Origin of the sequence: Azospirillum sp. TSO22-1, assembly GCF_003116015.1 — a bacterium.
In the GTDB taxonomy this organism is placed as follows: domain Bacteria; phylum Pseudomonadota; class Alphaproteobacteria; order Azospirillales; family Azospirillaceae; genus Azospirillum.
Genome location: NZ_LGQZ01000067.1, coordinates 1 through 20,238 on the forward strand (window position 1 = coordinate 1; position 20,238 = coordinate 20,238).

Consider the following 20,238-nt stretch of genomic DNA (forward strand, 5'->3'; position numbering starts at 1 on the left):
CCGGGTCGGTGCGGGCGAAGACGGTGAACAGGCCGGCCTCCGGCGCGTTGGTGATGAAGCGCTTGGTGCCGTTCAGCACGTAGTGGTCGCCGTCGCGCCGCGCCGAGGTGCGCAGGGAGCCGGCGTCGGAGCCGGCCTCCGGCTCGGTCAGCGCGAAGGAACTGATCATTTCGCCGGACGCCAGCTTCGGCAGGTACCTGGTCTTCTGCTCGGGCGTGCCGTCGATGACGATGCCCTGCGAGCCGATGCCGTTGTTGGTGCCGAGCAGCGAGCGGAACACCGGCGAGGTCCGGCCCAGCTCGAAGGCGACCTGCACCTCCTCCGCCATGCCCAGGCCGAGGCCGCCATATTCCTCGGGGATGGAGAGGCCGAACAGGCCGAGCGCGCGCATCTCGTCGGCGACATCGGCCGGGATGGCGTCATCCTCGGCGACCCTGGCCTCCAGCGGCACGAGGCGTTCGCGGACGAACCGCGCCACCGTGTCGAGAAGCTGCCGCAAGGTGTCCTGGTCGAGTGCCATGGTCAGTGTCCTTTCCCGAACGCGAGGCCGCGGGCGGTGCGGGCCAGCAGGGTGGCCCGCTTGCCGACCTCCAGCGCGTTGGCGTTGCTGGCGTTGCCCTGGACGGCGCGGGCGTGCACGCCCTGCAGGATCGCCGCCAGACGGAACAGCGAGAAGGTGAGGTAGAAGGTCCAGCCGGCGATCCCCACGCGCCCGGTGCGACGGCAGTAAGCCTCGACGAACGCCTCCTCCGACGGGATGCCGAGCGCGGCGAGGTCGAGCCCGCGCAACCCCTTCACGCCCTCCACCCCGGCCGGCAGGTGGTAGGGCAGGCAGCAGTAGGCGAGGTCGCCCAGCGGGTTGCCCAGCGTCGACAGCTCCCAGTCCAGCACCGCCAGGACGCGCGGCTCCCCGTGCGCATACAGCAGGTTGCCGAGCCGGAAGTCGCCGTGCGCGATGGTGGTGGGCTCCTCGGGAGGCATGCTGGCGCCGAGCCAGCCGATCACGTCCTCCATGACCGGGTCCGGTTCGCCGACGATGGAGGCGCGGTACTGCCGGCTCCAGCGGTCGACCTGCCGGGCGAGGTAGTTCTCCGGCTTGCCGAAGCCGTCGAGGCCGGCCGCGGTCCAGTCCACCCGGTGCAGCGCGGCCATGGTGGCGTTCATGGCGTCGTAGACGGCGCCGCGCCCGGCCGGGTCCAGGCCCTCCAGGTCGGTGCGCTCGAAGATGCGGCCGTCCACGTAATCCATGACGTAGAAGGCGGTGCCGATCACCTCCGGGTCCTCGCACAGCAGGACCGGGCGGGGCACCGGCACGCCGGAGCCGTGCAGGGCGGCGATGATGCGGTGCTCGCGCTCGACCTGATGGGCGGAGGGCAGCAGCGGCCCCGGCGGCTTCTTGCGCAGCACGAAGCGTCCGGCGGCGGTGTCCAGGAGGAAGGTCGGGTTGGACTGGCCGCCCTGGAACTGCCGCACGGCGATGGCGCCCAGGCCGGGGATATGGCCGGAGAGGTAGGCGCGCAGCCGCTCCTCGTCGAAGCGGTGGGCGGGCAGGACGTCGGTCAGCGCGGGCATGGGCTCACGCGACCGTATCGCCGCCGTCGGCGACCAGCACCTGCCCGGTCACGTAGCTCGACAGGTCGGAGGCGAGGAACAGCGCCACCCCGGCGATCTCCTCCGGACGGCCGATGCGGCGCAGCGGGGTGCGCGCCTCGATGCGGGCGCGGCGCTCGGGATCCTCGATCAGCGCCCTGGCGAAGTCGGTGGCGATCAGCCCCGGCGCGATGGAGTTGACGCGCACGTTGGACGGTCCCCACTCCAGCGCCAGGTTGCGGGCCAGCGCCGCCTCCGCCGCCTTCGACATGCCGTAGCAGCCGATGGTCGTGCTGCCGCGCATCCCGGCGATGCTGGACAGCAGGACGACCGAGCCGCTCCGCCGCGCCGCCATCTGCGGAATCACCATGCCGCACAGCCACCACGTGCTCTTCACGTTGGCGTCCATGATCTTGTCGTAGGCCTCGTCGGTCAGCTCGGTCAGCGGGCCGTAGACCGGGTTGAGCGCGGCGTTGCAGACCAGCACGTCGATGCGCCCGAAGCGCTCCAAGGTGCGGTCGGTCAGCTCCTGCAACTGCGCCTTGTGGGCGATGTGGCAGGGAATCGCCAGCGCCTCGTGCCCCTCGGCGCGCAGCGCGGCGGCCACCGGTTCGCAGGTCTCCGCCTTGCGGCTGGACACCACCACGGAGGCGCCGGCGCGGGCGTAGGCCTCCGCGATGGCCCGGCCGATGCCGCGGCTGGAGCCGGTGACGACGGCGACCTTGTCGCGAAGATCGATCATACTGCGTCCTCGGGATGTGCGGGGGTGAGGGGATCGTTACATCAGGGCTGGACGGGCGTCAAATAAAATGGAAAATAATTCTGCACAGCGGCATGGGCTGAGGGAGGGAACGAGCCGATGACGGATTTGATCGAAGAACGGCGGGGGCGGGTGCTCGTCCTCACCATCAGCGACCCGGCGACGCGCAACGCGCTGGGGCCGGCGGTGTACGACAGGGGGCGGGACGCGCTGGCGCGCGCCGCCGCGGATCCGGGCATCGGCGCGGTGGTGCTGACCGGGGCCGGCGCGGCGTTCAGCAGCGGCGGCAACCTGAACCGGCTGGCGGCGCTGCGCGAGGGCGAGCCCGCGGTGGCGGCGGACGGGGTGGAGCGGCTGCAGGGTCTGGTCCGCGCCATCCGCGGCTGCCCCAAGCCGGTGATGGCCGCGGTGGAGGGCGTGGCGGCCGGCGCCGGCTTCGCGGTGGCGCTGGCCTGCGACCTGATCGTGGCGGCGCGCGGCGCGCGATTCGTGCTGGCCTACGTCAAGGTCGGCCTGAGCCCGGACGGCGGCGCCACCGCCTTCCTGGCGCAGGCGCTGCCGCGCCAGCTGGCGGCGGAAATTGCCCTGGAGGGCGGCGTCATCGAGGCCGAACGGCTGCACCAAGCCGGAGGCGTCAACGCGCTGTGCGAGCCGGGGGCGGCGCTGGAGACCGCGCTGGCCCGTGCGCGGACACTGGCGGACGGTCCGGCCGAGGCGATCGCGTCCATCAAGGGCCTGCTCGACGCGGCGTACGCCGGCGGGCCGCTGGACGCGCAGCTCGACCGCGAGCGCGACGCCTTCGTCGCCAACCTGTTCCGCCCGGCCGCCGGGGAGGGCATCGCCGCCTTCCGCGGGAAGCGCCGGCCCAATTTTCACGAGGTTTGACCCGATGCTGCGCACCCGCGTCACCGAGTTCTTCGGCACCCGCCTGCCCATCGTCGCCAGCGGCCTGCAATGGCTGGCCAACGCCGACTACGCCGCCGCGGCGTCGCGCGCCGGCCTGATGGGATTCCTCACCGCCGCCAGCTTCCCGGAGCTGTCCGACCTGCGTGACGAGATCCGGCGCTGCCGCGACCTGTGCGAGGGCGGGCCGTTCGGGGTCAACGTCTCGATGCTGCCGAAGCTGGTGGAGGGCGACCGCACCGAAGCGGTCTTCGACCTGATCGCCGGGGAGGGCGTGCGTTTCGTCGAGACCTCCGGCCGCAACCCCGAATCCTATTTGCCGCGGCTGCGCGCGGCGGGGATCAAGGTGGTGCACAAGGTGCCCACCGTGAAGCACGCCCGCAAGGCGCAGGCGGTCGGCGTCGACATGGTGGAGGTGATCGGCGCCGAGGCCGGCGGCCACCCGGGCATGGAGCTGGTCGGCACCATTGTGCAGGCGACGCTGGCGGCGCGCGAGATCACCGTTCCGCTGGTGGTTGGCGGCGGCATCGGCACCGGCGAGCAACTGGTGGCGGCGCTGGCGCTGGGCGCCGACGGCGTGCTGATGGGCACCCGCTTCCTGGTCGCCGAGGAGCTGTGCGCGCACCCCGGCTACAAGACCCGTCTGGTCGAGGCGCGGGAGACCGACACCACGCTGGTCATGCAGTCGCTGCGCAACACGCTGCGGGCGCTGCGCAACGAGACGACCGAGCGGATCCAGGAGGTCGAGAAGGAGAAGCCCGGCGACCTGTCGGCGCTGATGCCGCTGATCTCCGGCAAGCTGGGCCGGCAGGCCTACGAGACCGGGGACATGCGCCTGGGCGCGCTGTCGCTCGGCCAGTCGGTGGTGTTCGCCGATCGGGTGGAGCCGTTCGCGGCGATCGTCGCACGGATCGAGGCGGAGGCGGAACAGGCGCTGGAGCGGCTGCGCCGGCTGGGCGGGTAGACGTTCAAGCCCTCCCCTGCCTCCGGCGGGGGAGGGTTGGGTGGGGGCAACGGCGCGACACAAGAATCCGCGCCCGCCGCGGACGCCGATGCCCCCTCCTAACCTCCCCCGCCGGAGGCGGGGGAGGGACTGGAAACGCCTACTGCCCCACGTTCGCCTCGATGGGCACGATCCTCCCCTTCTCGACCAACCCCACGATGATCTTGGCGTTGCTGCCGCCCTTCTCGTCGACACCGGTGATGCGCGCCGGGTTGCGCTCCGGTGTCAGCTTCTGGAAGGCCTCGTTCAGCTTGGCGTGGATCGCCTTGGGGTCGGAGACCGTGCCGGCCAGCGCCATCGCCTCGGTCACCGCGTGCAGCGCCGAGTAGTTGTAGGAGATCTCCGAGCCCGGATCCTTGTTGTACAGCTTGCGGTACTTGGCGACGAAGGTCTCGGCGCCGGAGCGGAGGTCGTGCACCAGCGGCATCACGCCGATGGCGCCCTCCAGCAGCGCGAAGCCGTCCACCGCGCGCGCCATCTCGTCCATCTTGGCCTGGTCCATGACGGCGAAGCCGCCCTGGAAGCCCAGCTCGCGCGCCTGCCGGATGACCAGCGAGGTCGGCTCGGACGCGCCGCCCACGAACATCACGTTGGGGCTGGACGCCAGCACGCGGCTGACGCCGCTGTAGAAGTCGGTGTCCTTGTTGTAGGACATCGGGTTCTCGGCCACCACCTCGCCGCCGGCCTTCTTCCACGCCGGCACGAAGGCGCCGACCCAGGCCTTGGCGTAGTCGTGGTCGGCGCTGGCGACCGCCAGCTTCTTGCCGAAGCGCTGCATCTGCACCCGCACGAACGGCTCGACGTAGCCGAGGAAGGAGGGCGGGATGCGCAGCGTCAGTCTGTTGCCGCGCTCGGTGGCGTTGGGCACGCTGGTGTAGGCGCCGACGATGAAGCCGTCCTGCTCGTTGAATGCCTGGAGCGCGAAGACGCCGCCCGAATGCGGCACGAAGACGATGGGCGCGTTGTGCTGCGCCTTCAGGCGCTTGGCGTTCACCGCGGACTCGCTGGGCGCGTACTTGTCGTCCAGGGCGACGACGGTGACGGTGTGTTTCTTCCCCGCGACCTCGAAGCCGCCGGCCTCGTTGATTTCCTTGGCGGCCATCTCCAGGCCGGACAGCGTGTTCTTGCCGTAGAGCGCGGCACCGCCGCTCAGCGGCCCGGTGTAGCCGATGGTGACGCTCTGCTGCGCCCAGGCGCTTCCGGCCATGAACGCGCCCAGTGCTGCGGCGCCCGTCAGCCGGGCCAGACTCCTCCAGACAGCCATGCTCCTCCTCCCCAGTTCGGTGTTCGTGTGTGGTCAGGCGCCGATGTAGGCCTTGCGGATGCGCTCGTCGCCGAGCAGCGTCTCGCGGTCGCCCTCCATGACGATGCGCCCGCTTTCGATGACGTAGGCGCGGTGCGCGATCTGCAGCGCGGCGTAGGCGTTCTGCTCGGCCAGCAGCACGGTGGTGCCGGCCTCGTTGATCGCCTTCACCGCCTCCAGCACCTGCTTGACGATCAGCGGCGCCAGGCCCAGCGACGGTTCGTCCAGCAGCAGCACGCGCGGCCGGCCCATCAGCGCGCGGCCGATGGCGACCATCTGCTGCTGCCCGCCGGACAGCGAGCCCGCCGCGGCGTCCCGCTTGCCGTGCAGGATCGGGAACATCCCGTACACGCGCTCCAGCATGCGCTGGTTGGCCTTCTTGTCGTTGCGGTAGACGTAGGCGCCGAGGATCAGGTTCTTCTTCACCGACATCTCGGGGAACAGCTTGCGCCCCTCCGGGCACTGCACGAGGCCGGCCTGCACGATGCTCGACGGCTTGCGGCCGGTGATCTCGTCGCCGTCCACCTTGATGCTGCCGGAAGCCAGCCTGCGCAGGCCGCTGACCGCCAGGAACAGCGAGCTCTTGCCCGCCCCGTTGGCGCCGAGCATCACCACCAGCTCGCCCGACTTGACGTGCATGCCGATGCCGTCCAGCGCGCGGAAGCTGCCGTAGTTCAGCGTCACCCCGTCAAGCCGCAACATAGTCCGCTCCCAGATAGGCCTCGATGACGCGCGGGTTGCTCTGGACGGACGAGGGCGGGCCCTCGGCGATCATCTCGCCGTGGTCGAGCACGACGATCGTGTCGGCGAGGCTCATGATCATGTCCATCTTGTGCTCGATCAGGCAGACGGTCAGCCCGCCGGCCGCCATCTTGCGGATCAGGGCGGCCAGCCCGGCGGTCTCCTCCGGGTTGACGCCGCCGGCCGGCTCGTCGAGCAGCAGGATCTTCGGGTCGGTGGCCAGCGCCAGCGCGAAGGCGGCGCGTTTGCGCTCCTCCTGCGAGATCTCGCCGGCCAGCCGGTCGGCGACGGAGGAGAGGCCGACGAAATCCAGCACCTCCTCCGCCTTGGCGCGGCAGGCGCGCTCCTCGTCGCGCAGGCGGCGGGTATTGAGCAGCACGTCCCAGAACGTCGATTTGGTGCGCAGCCGGTGGCCGACGATCAGGTTGTCGAGCACGCTGGCCTTGTCGAACAGGTGCGTGGTCTGGAAGCTGCGCGCCACGCCGCGCACCGCCATCTGGTCGGGGCGCAGGCCGGTGACGTCGGCGCCCTCGAAGAGGATCTGTCCGGACGTGGGCCTGTGCAGGCCGGCGATCAGGTTGAAGAAGGTGGACTTGCCGGCGCCGTTCGGGCCGATGATGGCGCTGATGCGGCCCTTCTCGAACCGGGTCGACACGTCGCGCACCGCGGCGAGGCCGCCGAAGGTCTTGGTGAGGTTGCGGATTTCAAGCATTGGCGCGGGCCTCACGGTGGGCGGGGGCGGCCTTTTCGCGAGTGTTCCGCTTGGCGCGGCGCTCCTGCACGAAGCCGATCAGGCCCTGCGGGAAGAACATCACCAGCAGGATCAGCATCGGGCCGAAGACGATCATCCGGAAGTCCTGCAGGAACTGCAGCGACTGCGTGACCCAGGTCAGCACCAGCGCCCCCAGCACCGGCCCGAACAGCGTGCCGATGCCGCCGACCAGGATGTAGGTGACGAGGTCGAAGGTGTTGCTCTCCAGCGCGATGGACGGCCCCAGGAAGCGCACGAACCCGGCGTACAGCCCGCCGGCCAGACCGGCGTAGACGGTGGACAGCACGAAGGCCAGCAGCTTGGTGCGCATCAGGTTGACGCCCAGCGCCTCGGCGAGGTCCTCGCTGTTGCGGATCGCGACGAAGGCGCGGCCGAGCAACGAACGCACGATCCGGTGCATCACCCACAGCGCCAGGCACAGGAAGGCCAGCACCAGGTAGTACTGCGCCACCGGCGTCTCGAAGCTGACCGGGCCGATGGCGGGCGGGGCGGGGATGCCGATGACGCCGACGGTGCCGTGCGTCAGTCCTTCGAACTTCTCGATGACGAGGTAGAGGATGAAGCCGACGCACAGCGTGAAGATGACGAAGTAGTGCGTCTTCAGCCGCAGCGAGACGAGCCCGGCGAAGAATCCCAGCACCGCGGCGCTGACGCCCGACAGCGCGAAGGCGATCCAGAACGGCACACCGTGGTCCACCGTCAGGATGCCGACCGTGTAGGCGCCGACCGCCATGAAGCCGGCGTGCGCGAGGTTGAGCTGTCCGGTGTAGCCGAGGATCAGGTTCAGCCCGGTCGCCGAGATCGCCATGATGAAGGCCAGCGACATCACGTAGATGTAGTAGCCGTTGGGTGCCGCCAGCGGGAACAACGCCGCGAGCAGCAGCAGGGCGGCGAGCAGCGCCCGCGTCGGCAAGCGCGCGTTGCTCATCGCACACCCCGCGTGAACAGGCCCTGCGGCCGCACCGACAGGATCAGGACCAGCAGCGCGAAGGCGATGATGTCCTTGTAGTCGGTGGAGACGTAGAAGGCGCCGAAGCTCTCGGCGAAGCCGATCACCATGGCGCCGACGATGGCGCCGGGGATGCTGCCCATGCCGCCCAGGATGATGATTACGAAGGCCTTCATGATCACCAGATGGCCCATGGCCGGGTAGATCAGGTTGATCGGCGCGAACAGCGTCGCCGCCACCGCCGCCAGCGCGCCGGAGATGGCGAAGGTCAGCATCGACACGCGCGTCGCGTCGATGCCCACCAGCGCCGCCCCCTCGCGGTTCTGCGCCATGGCGACGATGGTGGAGCCGAGGATCGTGCGCTTGAGGAACAGGTGCAGCCCGGCCATCAGCCCGAACGCCGCGGCGATGATCATCAGCCGCTGCGCTGGCGCGGTCAGGTCGAAGGCGCGGACGATCTGCGGGTAGGGGCTGGGCAGCCGGCGGAAGTCGGCGCCCCAGACCGCCTGGATCACCGCCTCCAGGAACAGCAGCAGACCGATGGCGGCGATCATGTCGTGCAGCGGCGGCGCGTGGCGCAGGCGGTGGAACACCAGCCGCTCCGACAGCACCGCCAGCAGCGCTACCGCGGCGGCCGACGCCGCCATCGCCACCCAGTAGTTGGCGCCCAGCGAACCGGTCGCGAAGAAGGCCATGTAGGCCCCCACCATGTACAGCGCGCCGTGGGCGAAGTTCGGGATGTGCAGGATGCCGTAGACGAGCGTCAGCCCGAGCGCCACCAGGCTGTACACGCTGCCCAGCGTCAGCCCGTTCAGGAGTTGCTGGAAGAAGATGTTCAACGCGTCGCTCCTCCCCTGGGGAAGCGGTGGTCCCGCTTCCGCTTTGCCCTGCTGGGGGCAAATTTCATTCTACGAAACTCAATTCCACAACAGTCGCATGGCCGGCCAAAGGCGTCAACCCATCCATCCGCAAGGCCGATCATGTGCTGGCGAACGGTGCTGTCACAGGCACGCGGCGGGCACCGCGAACCACGTGTCGTCGAGCGCTTCGAGGCGATCGAGCTGGTGCGCGGTCTTCGGCAGCTCCCAGCGCAGGAAGTAGCGGCAGGCGTGCCGCTTGCCCTCGTAGAAGGCGCGCTCGCCGGGGTCGGCGACGCCGGGCAGGCGGGAGTCCGCCAGCAGCCCCTGGCGCAGCCACAGCCACGCCACCACCACGTGCCCCAGCATCTCCAGGTACACGGATGCGTTGGACAGCGCGCGCGTCGGGCCATGCTCGGCGATGGCGGCGCGCAACGTGGCGGTGACAGTCTTCACCCGGCCGACCGTCTCGCTCAGCGCCGCCGCCTCGTCGATGAGGCCGGGCATGCGCAACGCCGCCGCCACCGTGCCCTCGATGCAGGCGCACAGCAGGGAGAAGGCGCGGCCCTGCTCCATCATCACCTTGCGGCCCAGGAGATCAAGCGCCTGGATGCCGTGCGTGCCCTCGTGGATCGGGTTCAGGCGATTGTCGCGGTACAACTGCTCGATGGGGTATTCGCGGGTGTAGCCGTAGCCGCCGTGCACCTGCATCGCCAGCGAGATGGCCTCCTGGCACCACTGGCTGGGCCAGCTCTTGACCATCGGCGTCAGGATCTCGAGCAGGCGGTGGGCGTCGGCGCGCTCCTCGGGCGTCGGGGCGGTGTCCTTGTCGTCGACCAGCCGGGCGGCGGTCAGGCACAGCGCCAGCGCGCCCTCCGCGTAGGCCTTCTGCGCCAGCAGCATGCGCCGGACGTCCGGGTGCTCGATGATCGGCAATTGGGGCGTGGTCGGGTCCTTGCTGTCCAGGGCGCGGCCCTGCGGATGTTCGCGGGCGTAGGTCCGCGCGTGCCGGTAAGCGGCGCAGCCGAGCGCCGCCGCGCCGTTGCCGACGCCGATGCGCGCCTCGTTCATCATGTGGAACATGCAGGCGAGGCCCTGGTTCGGCGCGCCCACCAGGGTGCCGACGGCGCCGCCCTGCTCGCCGAAGTTCAGCATGGTCGAGGTGGTGCCGCGCCAGCCCATCTTGTGGATCAGGCCGGCCAGCGTCACGTCGTTGCGCTCGCCCAGCGAGCCGTCGTCGTTGACCAGGACTTTGGGGACCGCGAACAGCGAGATTCCCTTCACCCCCGGCGGCGCGCCGGGCAGGCGGGCCAGCACGAGGTGAACGATGTTCTCGGCCAGATCGTGGTCGCCGGCTGAGATGAAGATCTTGTTGCCGGTGATCCGGTACGTGCCGTCCTCCGCCGGCACCGCTTGGGTGCGCAGGTCGGACAGCGAGGAACCGGCCTGCGGCTCGGTCAGCGCCATGGTGCCGAAGAAGCGGCCCTCCAGCATCGGGCGCATGAAGCGTGCCTGCTGGTCGGGCGTGCCGAAGGCGCGCAGCACGTTGGCCGCCGCCATGGTCAGCGACGGGTAGCTCTTGGTGCCGACGTTGGCGGCGGCGAACAGCGCGCCCACCGCCGTGTGCACGGCGAAGGGAAGCTGCATGCCGCCCAGCTCGTAGTCCGCCGTGGCGGCCATGAAGCCGGCGTCGATGAAGTGCTTCAGCGCCGCCTTGACCTCCGGGATGACGACGGCGCGGCCGTCCTTGAAGCGGGGTTCGTTCGCGTCCGCCGTGTGGTTGTGCGGGGCGAAGTGATCCGCGGCGATGGCGGCGGCGGTGTCGATGGCGGCCGACAGCGTTTCGCGCGAGTGGTCGGCGAAGCGTGGTCGGGCGAACAGCGCGTCGGTGTCGAGCAGCTCGAACAGCAGGAAGTCGAGGTCGCGGCGGTCGATCATGGGTGTCCTCATGTCTCCCGCCCCCGGCGGGGGAGGGAAGGGGCCCACGCAGTGGGAAGGATGGGGGCAACGGCTTCGCGGGAATACCTTGCCCCCACCCAACCCTCCTCCAGCGGGGCTGGGGGAGGGCCATGGTTGCGCTATGCCGCGGCCGGCAGGGCCGCGAAGCGGGCGAGGTGGTGGTCGCTGTCGCCGAGCCAGTGGTCGATCATCACCAGCCGCTTGGCGTAGTGCGAGATCGCCGCCTCCTCGGTCATGCCCATGCCGCCGTGCATCTGGATCGCCTGCTCGGCGATCAGCCGCCCGGCGTTGCCGATCAGCACCTTGGCCGCCGCCACCTTGCGCTCGCGCTCGGCCGCCGGCAGGTGCAGGCTGCACGCCGCCAGGATCGCCATGGATCGCGCCTGCTCCAGCGCGATGCGCATGTCCACCATGCGGTGCTGCAGCACCTGGAAGCGGCCGATCGGCGCGCCGAACTGCGTGCGGGTCTTCAGGTAGTCGAGCGTCAGCTCGCACGCCGCGTCCATGGCGCCGACCGCCTCGGCGCACAGCGCCACGCAACCGGCGGCGAGCACCGCCTCCAGCGCGTCCGCCGCGCCGCCGTCCTCGCCCAGCAGTTCCGCCGCGGCGCCGTCCAGCATCACCTCGGCGGCGCGCAGGCCGTCGATGGTGGCGTAGCCGCGCACCGACACGCCCGGCTGCGCCGGATCGACCAGGAAGGCCGAGACGCCGGCGCGCTCGCCCGGCTTGCCGGCCGTGCGGGCGGTGATCACCAGCCGGTCGGCCGTGTCGCCATGCAGCACCACCGCCTTGCGACCGGTCAGCCGGTGCGCGCCGGCGGTCGGCTCGGCGCGCGTCTCGATCCACAGCGGGTCGTAGCGGCCGGCCGGCTCGGCGTAGGCGAGCGCCAGCGTGGTCTCGCCGGATATGATGCCGGGCAGCACCGCCTCGCGCTGCGCCGGGCTGCCGAGGCGGGCCAGCAGGCCGCCTCCCAGCACCACGGTGGCGAGGTAGGGCTCCAGCGTCAGGCCGCGGCCGAACGCCTGATGGAGGATCATCAGCTCGACCCCGCTGCCGCCGATGCCGCCGTCCTCTTCCGCGAAGGGAACGGAGAGCAGGCCCAGTTCGGCCAGCAGCGCCCACATCTCGGCGCCGAAGCCCCTGGCCTCCTTGCCGTAGCGGGTGCGCTGCTCGAACGTGTAGCGCTCGCGCACCAGCCGCGTGACCGTGTCGTCGAGCATCCGCTGCTCGTCGTTGAGGGTAAAGTCCATGACGGGCGTGTCCTCACAGGCCAAGGATCATCTTGGCGACGATGTTCTTCTGGATCTCGTTGGAGCCGCCGTAGATCGACAGCTTGCGCCGGTTGAAGTACTGCGGCGCCAGCGGGGCGGCGAAATCCGGCCCAACCGGCTCGAGGTTCGACCCGGCCTCCAGCGTCTCGGGCAGGAAGGGCAGGGCGTAGGGGCCGACGGCGCGGCGCAGCAGGTCGGTGATCGCCTGCCGAATCTCGGTGCCGCGCACCTTGAGGATCGAGCTTTCCGCCCCCGGCACGCCGCCGCCCTGCACCGCCGCGACGACGCGCAGATTGGTCATCTCCAGAGCCATCAGGTCGATCTCGACCTCGGCGAGCTTGAGGCGGAAGGACGGGTCTTCAACGAGTGGCCGGCCGTTGCCGACCTGCTTCGCGGCCACGTGCTTCAGGTGGCGCAGCGCCGCCTTCGCCATGCCCACCCCGGCGATGCCGGTGCGCTCGTAGGTCAGCAGGTACTTGGCGCAGGTCCAGCCCTTGTTCTCCTCGCCGACGAGGTTCGCCACGGGCACCCGCACGTCGTCGAAGAAGACCTCGTTCACCTCGTGCTCGCCGTCCAGCGTGATGATCGGGCGAACGGTGACGCCGGGGCTGGCCATGTCGATCAGCAGGAAGGAGATGCCCTCCTGCTGCTTGGCCGCGGGGTCGGTGCGCACCAGGCAGAAAATCATGTTGGCGTGCTGGCCCAGCGTGGTCCACGTCTTCTGTCCGTTGACCACGTAGTGGTCGCCGTCGCGCACCGCGCGGGTCTTCAAAGAGGCGAGGTCGGACCCCGCCCCCGGTTCCGAATAGCCCTGGCACCACCAGTCGCTGCCGTCGAGGATGCGCGGTAGGTAATACCGCTTCTGCTCCTCGGTGCCGAACTTGATGATGACCGGGGCCACCATGCTGAGGCCGAAGGGGATGATCTGCGGCGCGCCCGCGGCGGCGCACTCCTCGTCGAAGATGTGGCGCTGCACCGGGCCCCAGCCGGTGCCGCCGTGCTGCCTGGGCCAGTGCACGGCCAGCCAGCCCTGCTCGTTCAGCGCGCGGTGCCAGCGCTCGTGATCGTCCTTGGTCAGGCGCTTGCCCTCCAGCACCTTGGCGCTGACGTCCTTGGGGAGCTTCCCGGCGAGGAAGCGGCGGACCTCGGCGCGGAACGCCTGCTCCTCGGGAGTGTAGGTGATGTCCATGCTCGGGGTCCTCGCTCAGGCGATTTCGAAGAGGCCGGCCGCGCCCATGCCGCCGCCGACGCACATGGTGACCACCACGCGCCTGGCCTTGCGGCGCCGGCCCTCGATCAGGATGTGCCCGGTCAGGCGCGAGCCGGTGACGCCGTACGGGTGGCCGATGGAGATCGAGCCACCGTTGACGTTCAGCCGCTCCATCGGGATGCCGAGTCTGTCGCGGCAATAGAGCACCTGGCAGGCGAACGCCTCGTTCAGCTCCCACAGGTCGATGTCGTCGACGGTCAGGCCGTGCCGCTCCAGGAGGCGCGGGATGGCGTGGACCGGGCCGATGCCCATTTCGTCCGGCTCGCAGCCGGCCACTGCGAAGCCGCGGAAGATCCCCAGCGGCTGCAAGCCGCGCTTCTCGGCCAGCGTGGCGTCCATGACCACACAGGCCGAGGCGCCGTCGGAGAGCTGGCTGGCGTTGCCGGCGGTGATGAACTGGTCGGGGCCGCGCACCGGCTCCAGCTTGGCGAGGCCCGCCAGCGTGGTGTCGGGGCGATTGCACTCGTCCCGGGTGAGAGTGACGGCCTCCTCGCGGGTTTCGCCGGTGGCCTTGTCCTGCACCAGCTTGACGGTGGCGAGCGGCACGATCTCCTGGTCGAACAGGCCCTCGGCCTGGGCGTCGGCGGTGCGCTGCTGGCTGGTCAGGGAGTATTCGTCCTGCGCCTCGCGGCTGACGCCGTAGCGCCGGGCGACGATGTCGGCGGTCTCGATCATCGTCAGATAGACGTCGGGCTTGTGCTCCTTCAGCCAGGGATCCTGCCCCAGGTGCTTGTTGGCGTTGTTCTGGATCAGGCTGATCGATTCCAGGCCGCCGGCGACCATCACCGGCACCTTGTCGACGATCACCCGCTGCGCCGCCATGGCGATGGCCTGAAGGCCGGACGAGCAGAAGCGGTTGATGCTGGTGCCGGACGTGGTGACCGGCAACCCGGCGCGCAGCGCGCACAGGCGGGCCATGTTCTTGCCCTGCGGCCCCTCGTGGAAGGTGGCGCCGAGGATGACGTCCTCCACCTCCGCCGGCTCGATGCCGGCGCGCTGGACGGCGTGGGCGATGGCGTGGCCGCCCAGCGTGACGCTGTGCGTGTTGTTGAAGGCGCCGCGGAACGACTTCGCCAGCGGCGTGCGCGCGGTGGATACGATGACGGCTTCGGTCATGGAAATGGATGCTCCCAGCGGGAATGTCTTTTGAAGCCCCTCTCCCTCGACGGGAGAGGGGGGAGGGTGGCGCCGCGAAGCGGCCAGGAAGCTCGATCCCCCTCTTCCCAAACCCCTCCCCCGCGAGGGGGGAGGGGCTTACGATTTACAGATCGCCGAACCGCTTGCCCTCGCGGGCGAGGCGTTCGAGGAGGGGGGCGGGCTCCCACTGCGTGCCGCCGAGCGTCTCGTGGAAGCGCTTGACCGCTTCGTAGACGGTCTTCAGCCCGATCCGGTCGGCCCAGAACATCGGGCCGCCGCGGTAGGCCGGGAAGCCGTAGCCGTAGATCCACACCACGTCGACGTCGAGCGCGCGGGCGGCGATGCCCTCCTCCAGGATCCTGGCGCCCTCGTTGACCATCACGTACAGGCAGCGCTCCAGGATCTCGTGGTCCGGCACGGCGCGCGGTGCGATGCCCTTCCCGGCGCGGTAGGCGGCGATCAGCGCCTCGACCTCCGGGTCGGGCAGCGGCGTGCGGCTGCCGGGCTCGTAGCGGTAGATGCCGGCCCCGGTCTTCTGGCCGAAGCGGCCCTGCTCGGCCAGCTTGTCCACCCAGTTGGGTTCCGGCGCGTCGGGGTCGCCGGCCTTGCGCCGCTCCTCGCGGATGCGCCAGCCCACGTCGATGCCGGCGAGGTCGCCCATGGCGAACTGCCCCATGGGAAAGCCGAAGTCGGTCAGCACCTTGTCCACCTGCTGCGGCGAGGCACCCTCGTCCACCAGAGCGACGGCCTCGCGCCCGCGCTGGTGCAGCATGCGGTTGCCGACGAAGCCGTAGCAGACGCCGACCAGCACGCTCACCTTGCCGATTCGCTTGCCGACCTCCATGACGGTGGCGGCGACATCGTCGGCCGTCTTCGCCCCGCGCACGTTCTCCAGCAGCTTCATCACGTTGGCCGGGCTGAAGAAGTGCATGCCGACGACGTCCTGCGGCCGCCTGGTCGCCGTGGCGATCTCGTCGATGTCCAGCGTCGAGGTGTTGGTGGCGAGGATGGCGCCCGGCTTGCAGACCCTGTCCAGCGTGGCGAAGATCTGCTTCTTGATGGCCATGTTCTCGAACACCGCCTCGATCACCAGATCGGCGTCCTTCAGGTCGGCGTAGTCGAGTGTCGGGCGGATCAGGCCCATGCGGGCCTCGACCTCGGCGGCGGTCAGCTTGCCCTTCTTCGCGGTGGCCTCGTAGTTGCGGCGGACGCCGGCGACGCCCTTGTCCAGCGCCTCCTGCTTCACCTCCAGCAGCAGCACCGGGATGCCGGCGTTGGCGAAGCACATGGCGATGCCGCCGCCCATGGTGCCGGCGCCGATCACCGCCACCGTGCGCACCGGGCGCAACGGCGTGCCGGCCGGCAGGCCGGGCACCTTGGCGGCCTCGCGCTCGGCGAAGAAGGCGTGGATCAGGCCGGCGCGTTGCGGCGAATCCATGCAGGCCAGGAACAGCTCGCGCTCGCGCTTCAGCCCGTCCTCGAAGGGCAGGGTGACGGCGGCCTCCACCGCGTCGACGCAGCGGTGCGGCGAGAACAGCTGCGGCGCCCGCTTGGCGAGGCCGGCGCGGACCTCGGCGAACAGGGCCGGGTCGGTGCCGGCGATCCTCTCCGTGCGTTCGCGCACCGGGATGGCGGGCAGCGACTCGTCGCGCACCCGCTGGGCGAAGCGCAGGGCGGCGTCCAGCGCGGAGTCGCCGTCGTCGAGCGCATCGATGATGCCCATCTCGAGCGCCGCAGCGGCGGACACCGGGTCGCCCGAGATGATCATGTCCAGCGCCTTGACGGCACCGATCAGACGCGGCAGGCGCTGCGTGCCGCCGGAACCAGGCAGCAGGCCCAGCTTCACCTCCGGCAGGCCGAGCCTGGCGGAGCGCAGCGCCACCCGGAAATGGCAGGCCAGCGCCAGTTCCAGCCCGCCGCCCAGCGCGGTGCCGTGGATGGCGGCGACGATGGGCTTCGGGCTGGCGTCGAAGCGGGCGATGACGTCGGGCAGGATGGGCGGCTGGGACGGCTTGCCGAACTCGCGGATGTCCGCGCCCGCCATGAAGGTGCGGCCGGCGGCGGCGAGCACCAGCACGTCGGCCTCGGCGTCCGCGAGGGCGGCCTCCAGCGCCTGCAGAAGCCCGGTGCGGACATCGAGGCCCAAGGCGTTGACGGGCGGGTAGTCCACGGTGATGACGCCCGTGCGTCCCTGCCGCGCATACTGAACGACGTTGCTCATTCGGTTCTCCACGTGATGGCCCGCGCCGCTGCGCGGAGCCCCTTCGGCCCGGCGGCCGTCCTCCCTGGCGTCGTGCGGGCAGCGCCCCACGACCGGTGGTCACTGTAGCAGATGATTTTGCGGAATCAAGTTTCGCGAAACTGACTTCCGATGTGCGGAATTATCGATGGGTATCGATCGCTCCCATGGCGCGCGCAGCATTGCCGCAGCGCACCAGAAATTTGTGCTTGACCGTCCGCATTCCGCCAATTTAGTACTGCGGAAATAAATTCCGCAACAATGAGCGATCCGCCCTCCGGGGCGCCGCCAAGGGGAGGATAGCGCGCCGACGGTTCGTATTGCTGATTTTCGGTTGATACGACGAGCGGTGCGACGCCTGGCCACGGTCCGGCCACCCTTCCCGCACGAAAAGCGCCCATCCGCCCGCCTGTCCGGGTGGGGACGGCGTCCGAAAACCGAGCGCTTAGCGAGGATGTCCAAGGAGGTCTGGGGGGTGACAATGAACGACTTTATCTCTGTGCGGCCGGATCGGGGCGCCGGCCGCCGGACGGCCATCGGGCTGCTGTGCGGCTCCGCTCTCGGGGTTCTCGGGACGCTCGGCGTTCCCGGCGCGGCGCGGGCCGAGAGTTTCGACCTCGGCGGGGGCTGGGAGGCGAAGACGCTGCTCGACCTGTCGGTCGGCGCGGCGATGCGCGTGCGCAACCCGGACGCGGCGCTGATTTCCCGCGGCAACGGCGGCACCGGCGACGGCACGACCACCGATGACGGCAACCTCAACTACAAGCGCGGCGACCTCTACTCCGGCCTCGGCAAGGCGATCGGCGAGGCGCAGCTCTCCAAGGACGGCTTCGGCGTGTTCGTCCGCGCCAAGGCCTGGTACGACGCGGTGACCGAGCGCGACGGCGTGCCCTTCGGCCACTCGGCCAACGGCTACCGCAGCGGCGAGCGGCTGAACGACAGCGACTTCTACCCGCTGTCCAAATTCAAGGGTGCGGCGCTGCTCGACGCGTACGGCTTCGGCGACGTGGCGCTGGGCGGCGAGAAGAACGTCGCCTTCAAGATCGGCCAGCACGTGGTGAACTGGGGCGAGAGCCTGTTCGTGTCCGGCGTCAACCAGTACAACATCATCGACGCCAGCGCCGCCCGCCGGCCGGGTGCGCAGGTGAAGGAGATCCTGCTGCCGGTGCCGCAGGTGTCGCTCAACGTCGGCCTGGGCGGCGGCTTCAGCGTCGAGGGCTTCTACCAGTTCGCGTGGCGGCGCTCGACCTTCGAGGGCTGCGGCACCTTCTGGGGGCCCAGCGACACGCTGAACTGCTCCGACGTCGGCGCCAACCTGACCCCGGCGCCGAACGGCGACCGGTTCGGTTACAGCGGGCTGCCGGCGCTGCGCGGCCTCAACACCCGCATGGGCAACGCCGGCGAGGACACGCCGCGCAACAGCGGGCAGTTCGGCGCGGCCGGCCGCTATTTCTCCTCGGCGCTGGGCACTGACTTCGGCACCTACTACGCGCAGTACCACGCGCGCAGCCCGATCTTCAGCCTGAAGCGCTCGCCCACCACGATCCGCGGCTCGCTCTACGGCCTCGCCAGCAACGCCGCGCAGTACTTCGAGGACTACTCGGCCGAGGACATCAAGGTGGTCGGCGCCAGCGCCTCCACCGAGATCGGCGGCTGGAGCGTCGGCGGCGAGGTCAGCCGCGCCTACGGCGTGCCGGTGCAGATCAACACCAGCGACCTCGTCTCCGGCCTGGTCAGCGGCACCGGCCCGATGGCCTATCTGCGCAACCAGCCCATGGGCAGCACCATCCGCGGCTACGACCGCAAGGACAAGACGCAGGTCCAGCTGTCCACCATCAAGTCGTTCCCCAACATCCTGGGCGCCGACTCCCTGCGTGTTCTGGGCGAGGTGGCGTACCAGCACTGGAGCGGCATCGGCGATCCGGCGACCTCCACCCGCTACGGCCGCTCGCCGCTGTACGGCCGCGCCGCCAGCGCGACGACGGCCTGCGGCACCACGGTGGCCGACTACTGCGCGCCGGACGGCTTCGCGACCTCGAACTCCTGGGGCCTGCGCGCCCAGTTCGCGCTGACCTACCCCGACGTGTTCGCCGGCGTGAACCTCACCCCGCGCGTCTCGGTCGCCTGGGATGTCAGCGGCGTGTCGCCGGACGGCACCTTCGTGAAGGACCGCGTCAACGTCGGCTTCGGCGTCCGCGCCGACCTGCTGCAGCGCTACTACGCCGACCTGACCTACAGCACCTACAACCACAAGGCCAAGTACGATCCGCAGCTCGATCGCGACTTCGTGGCCCTGGTCGTCGGCATGACGTTCTGAAGAGGAGACGAGGTTCCATGCGACGCATTTCCGTTCTCAAGGCGCCCTTCGCCTTCGCCCTCGTCCTCGGCACCGCCGGCCTCGCCGCCGCCGAGATGACCCCGCAGGACGCCGCCCGCCTGGGCAAGGATCTGACCCCCACCGGGGCCGAGGCGGCCGGCAACAAGGCCGGCACCATCCCGGCCTGGACCGGCGGTCTGGCCAAGCCGCCGCCCGGCTACGATCCCGCCAAGGGCTTCCTCGACCCCTACGCGGCGGAGCAGCCGCTCTACACCATCACCGGCACCAACGCCGACCAGCACAAGGACAAGCTGGCCCCCGGCCAGTTGGCGCTGCTGAAGCGCTACCCGACCTACACGATGAAGGTGTATCCGAGCCACCGCACCGCCGCCCTGCCGTCGAAGGAATACGACATCATCCGGAGCGAGGGCGTGGCCGCCCAACTCGCCGACGGCGGCAACGGCATCCTCAACATCAACGCCACCGCGGTGCCGTTCCCGGTTCCGAAGACCGGCGTCGAGGTGATGTGGAACCACATCGTCCGCTACCGCGGCGGCACCTTCCTGCGCTACGGCACGGAGTTCCCGGTGCACACCAACGGCAGCTTCACGCCGCTGCGCCGCACCGAGTGGTACGCCCGCGCCAGCGCGCTGGGCAGTCCGGAGGCGAACCGCATCTCCTACTACCTGAACCTGGTGACCGCGCCGTCCAGCATCGCCGGCGAGGCGATCCTGACGCACGATCCGCTCGACCAGGTGAAGGAGACGCGTCTGGCCTGGACCTACAACCCCGGCCAGCGCCGGGTGCTGCGGGCACCCTCGGTGTCGTACGACAGCCCGGGCACCGGTACCGACGGCCTGCGCACCATGGACGACTACGACGGCTTCAACGGGGCGCCGGACCGCTACGACTGGAAGCTGGTGGGCAAGAAGGAGATGATCATCTCCTACAACAACTACAAGCTGACGGACAAAGGCCTGAAGTACCCGGACATCATCAAGGAAGGCCACATCGACCAGAACCTCGTGCGCTACGAGCTGCACCGGGTATGGGTGGTGGAGGCGATGGTGAAGTCCGGCTTCCGTCACCTCTACGCCAAGCGCGAGTTCTACGTGGACGAGGATTCCTGGCAGATCGCCCACAAGGACCAGTACGACGGCCGCGGCG

Annotated in this window: 17 protein-coding genes; 4 read left to right on the forward strand and 13 right to left on the reverse strand. The window is 70.1% G+C overall.

Features of this window, described 5'->3' with window-relative positions:
* The 3 genes from TSO221_RS17605 to TSO221_RS17615 form a co-directional block, all read right to left on the reverse strand.
* Positions 1 to 520 (reverse strand): acyl-CoA dehydrogenase family protein (locus TSO221_RS17605; protein WP_199229519.1); only part of this gene is annotated, 520 nt, incomplete at its 3' end.
* A gap of 2 nt (positions 521 to 522) precedes the next feature.
* Positions 523 to 1,572 (reverse strand): phosphotransferase, encoded by a 1,050-nt coding sequence (locus TSO221_RS17610; protein ID WP_109119823.1) that lies wholly within the window; start codon positions 1,570 to 1,572, stop codon positions 523 to 525.
* A 4-nt stretch (positions 1,573 to 1,576) separates the two neighbouring features.
* The gene (locus TSO221_RS17615) at positions 1,577 to 2,332 is read right to left on the reverse strand and encodes an SDR family oxidoreductase (protein ID WP_109119824.1); all 756 of its coding nucleotides are present in this window, start codon (positions 2,330 to 2,332) and stop codon (positions 1,577 to 1,579) included.
* A gap of 117 nt (positions 2,333 to 2,449) precedes the next feature.
* Here TSO221_RS17615 and TSO221_RS17620 point away from each other — a divergent pair, with 117 nt between their 5' ends.
* Positions 2,450 to 3,235 carry an enoyl-CoA hydratase family protein gene (locus TSO221_RS17620; protein WP_109119825.1) on the forward strand — a complete coding sequence of 262 codons (786 nt, stop codon included), beginning with the start codon at positions 2,450 to 2,452 and terminating at the stop codon, positions 3,233 to 3,235.
* A 4-nt stretch (positions 3,236 to 3,239) separates the two neighbouring features.
* Positions 3,240 to 4,217: a nitronate monooxygenase gene (locus TSO221_RS17625; protein ID WP_109119826.1), complete on the forward strand. Its 978-nt coding sequence runs from the start codon at positions 3,240 to 3,242 to the stop codon at positions 4,215 to 4,217.
* Between the two features lie 139 nt (positions 4,218 to 4,356).
* On the opposite strand, the gene TSO221_RS17630 is transcribed toward TSO221_RS17625, so the two are convergent.
* The 10 genes from TSO221_RS17630 to TSO221_RS17675 form a co-directional block, all read right to left on the reverse strand.
* Positions 4,357 to 5,520 (reverse strand): ABC transporter substrate-binding protein, encoded by a 1,164-nt coding sequence (locus TSO221_RS17630; RefSeq protein WP_109119827.1) that lies wholly within the window; start codon positions 5,518 to 5,520, stop codon positions 4,357 to 4,359.
* Positions 5,521 to 5,553: 33 nt separating this feature from the next.
* Positions 5,554 to 6,261 (reverse strand): ABC transporter ATP-binding protein, encoded by a 708-nt coding sequence (locus TSO221_RS17635; RefSeq protein ID WP_109119828.1) that lies wholly within the window; start codon positions 6,259 to 6,261, stop codon positions 5,554 to 5,556.
* Positions 6,248 to 7,012 carry an ABC transporter ATP-binding protein gene (locus TSO221_RS17640; protein WP_109119829.1) on the reverse strand — a complete coding sequence of 255 codons (765 nt, stop codon included), beginning with the start codon at positions 7,010 to 7,012 and terminating at the stop codon, positions 6,248 to 6,250. Before TSO221_RS17640 ends, TSO221_RS17635 begins: the two co-directional genes overlap by 14 nt.
* Entirely contained in the window at positions 7,005 to 8,000 is a 996-nt protein-coding gene (locus tag TSO221_RS17645; RefSeq protein ID WP_109119830.1) for a branched-chain amino acid ABC transporter permease, read from the reverse strand. The genes TSO221_RS17640 and TSO221_RS17645 overlap by 8 nt, the downstream gene beginning before the upstream one ends.
* Complete coding sequence (locus TSO221_RS17650; protein WP_109119831.1) at positions 7,997 to 8,860, reverse strand: branched-chain amino acid ABC transporter permease; 864 nt, start codon at positions 8,858 to 8,860, stop codon at positions 7,997 to 7,999. Before TSO221_RS17650 ends, TSO221_RS17645 begins: the two co-directional genes overlap by 4 nt.
* A gap of 162 nt (positions 8,861 to 9,022) precedes the next feature.
* Complete coding sequence (locus TSO221_RS17655) at positions 9,023 to 10,816, reverse strand: acyl-CoA dehydrogenase (protein ID WP_247878109.1); 1,794 nt, start codon at positions 10,814 to 10,816, stop codon at positions 9,023 to 9,025.
* A gap of 140 nt (positions 10,817 to 10,956) precedes the next feature.
* A complete protein-coding gene (locus tag TSO221_RS17660) occupies positions 10,957 to 12,087 on the reverse strand; it encodes an acyl-CoA dehydrogenase (protein ID WP_109119833.1) in 1,131 nt (376 codons plus the stop codon).
* Between the two features lie 13 nt (positions 12,088 to 12,100).
* Positions 12,101 to 13,297 (reverse strand): acyl-CoA dehydrogenase family protein, encoded by a 1,197-nt coding sequence (locus TSO221_RS17665; protein ID WP_109119834.1) that lies wholly within the window; start codon positions 13,295 to 13,297, stop codon positions 12,101 to 12,103.
* Positions 13,298 to 13,312: 15 nt separating this feature from the next.
* On the reverse strand, positions 13,313 to 14,494 hold the full coding sequence (locus TSO221_RS17670) for an acetyl-CoA C-acyltransferase (RefSeq protein WP_109119835.1): 1,182 nt from the start codon (positions 14,492 to 14,494) through the stop codon (positions 13,313 to 13,315).
* A 145-nt stretch (positions 14,495 to 14,639) separates the two neighbouring features.
* The gene (locus tag TSO221_RS17675; RefSeq protein ID WP_109119836.1) at positions 14,640 to 16,736 is read right to left on the reverse strand and encodes a 3-hydroxyacyl-CoA dehydrogenase NAD-binding domain-containing protein; all 2,097 of its coding nucleotides are present in this window, start codon (positions 16,734 to 16,736) and stop codon (positions 14,640 to 14,642) included.
* A gap of 499 nt (positions 16,737 to 17,235) precedes the next feature.
* On the opposite strand from TSO221_RS17675, the gene TSO221_RS17680 reads away from it, so the two are divergent.
* Positions 17,236 to 19,071, forward strand: coding sequence for a DUF1302 domain-containing protein (locus tag TSO221_RS17680; RefSeq protein ID WP_158284125.1), 1,836 nt, complete (start codon positions 17,236 to 17,238; stop codon positions 19,069 to 19,071).
* Between the two features lie 17 nt (positions 19,072 to 19,088).
* On the forward strand, positions 19,089 to 20,238 hold a 1,150-nt coding region (locus TSO221_RS17685), incomplete at its 3' end, for a DUF1329 domain-containing protein (RefSeq protein WP_109119838.1).

Coding starts and splice junctions, on each gene's coding strand:
- TSO221_RS17625 (WP_109119826.1), top strand. CDS start 3,240: ATGCTGCGCACCCGCGTCACCGAGTTCTTCGGCACCCGCCTGCCCATC.
- TSO221_RS17660 (WP_109119833.1), bottom strand. CDS start 12,087: ATGGACTTTACCCTCAACGACGAGCAGCGGATGCTCGACGACACGGTC.
- TSO221_RS17665 (WP_109119834.1), bottom strand. CDS start 13,297: ATGGACATCACCTACACTCCCGAGGAGCAGGCGTTCCGCGCCGAGGTC.
- TSO221_RS17680 (WP_158284125.1), top strand. CDS start 17,236: ATGAACGACTTTATCTCTGTGCGGCCGGATCGGGGCGCCGGCCGCCGG.
- TSO221_RS17610 (WP_109119823.1), bottom strand. CDS start 1,572: ATGCCCGCGCTGACCGACGTCCTGCCCGCCCACCGCTTCGACGAGGAG.
- TSO221_RS17620 (WP_109119825.1), top strand. CDS start 2,450: ATGACGGATTTGATCGAAGAACGGCGGGGGCGGGTGCTCGTCCTCACC.
- TSO221_RS17655 (WP_247878109.1), bottom strand. CDS start 10,816: ATGATCGACCGCCGCGACCTCGACTTCCTGCTGTTCGAGCTGCTCGAC.
- TSO221_RS17615 (WP_109119824.1), bottom strand. CDS start 2,332: ATGATCGATCTTCGCGACAAGGTCGCCGTCGTCACCGGCTCCAGCCGC.
- TSO221_RS17645 (WP_109119830.1), bottom strand. CDS start 8,000: ATGAGCAACGCGCGCTTGCCGACGCGGGCGCTGCTCGCCGCCCTGCTG.
- TSO221_RS17675 (WP_109119836.1), bottom strand. CDS start 16,736: ATGAGCAACGTCGTTCAGTATGCGCGGCAGGGACGCACGGGCGTCATC.
- TSO221_RS17670 (WP_109119835.1), bottom strand. CDS start 14,494: ATGACCGAAGCCGTCATCGTATCCACCGCGCGCACGCCGCTGGCGAAG.
- TSO221_RS17635 (WP_109119828.1), bottom strand. CDS start 6,261: ATGTTGCGGCTTGACGGGGTGACGCTGAACTACGGCAGCTTCCGCGCG.
- TSO221_RS17640 (WP_109119829.1), bottom strand. CDS start 7,012: ATGCTTGAAATCCGCAACCTCACCAAGACCTTCGGCGGCCTCGCCGCG.
- TSO221_RS17630 (WP_109119827.1), bottom strand. CDS start 5,520: ATGGCTGTCTGGAGGAGTCTGGCCCGGCTGACGGGCGCCGCAGCACTG.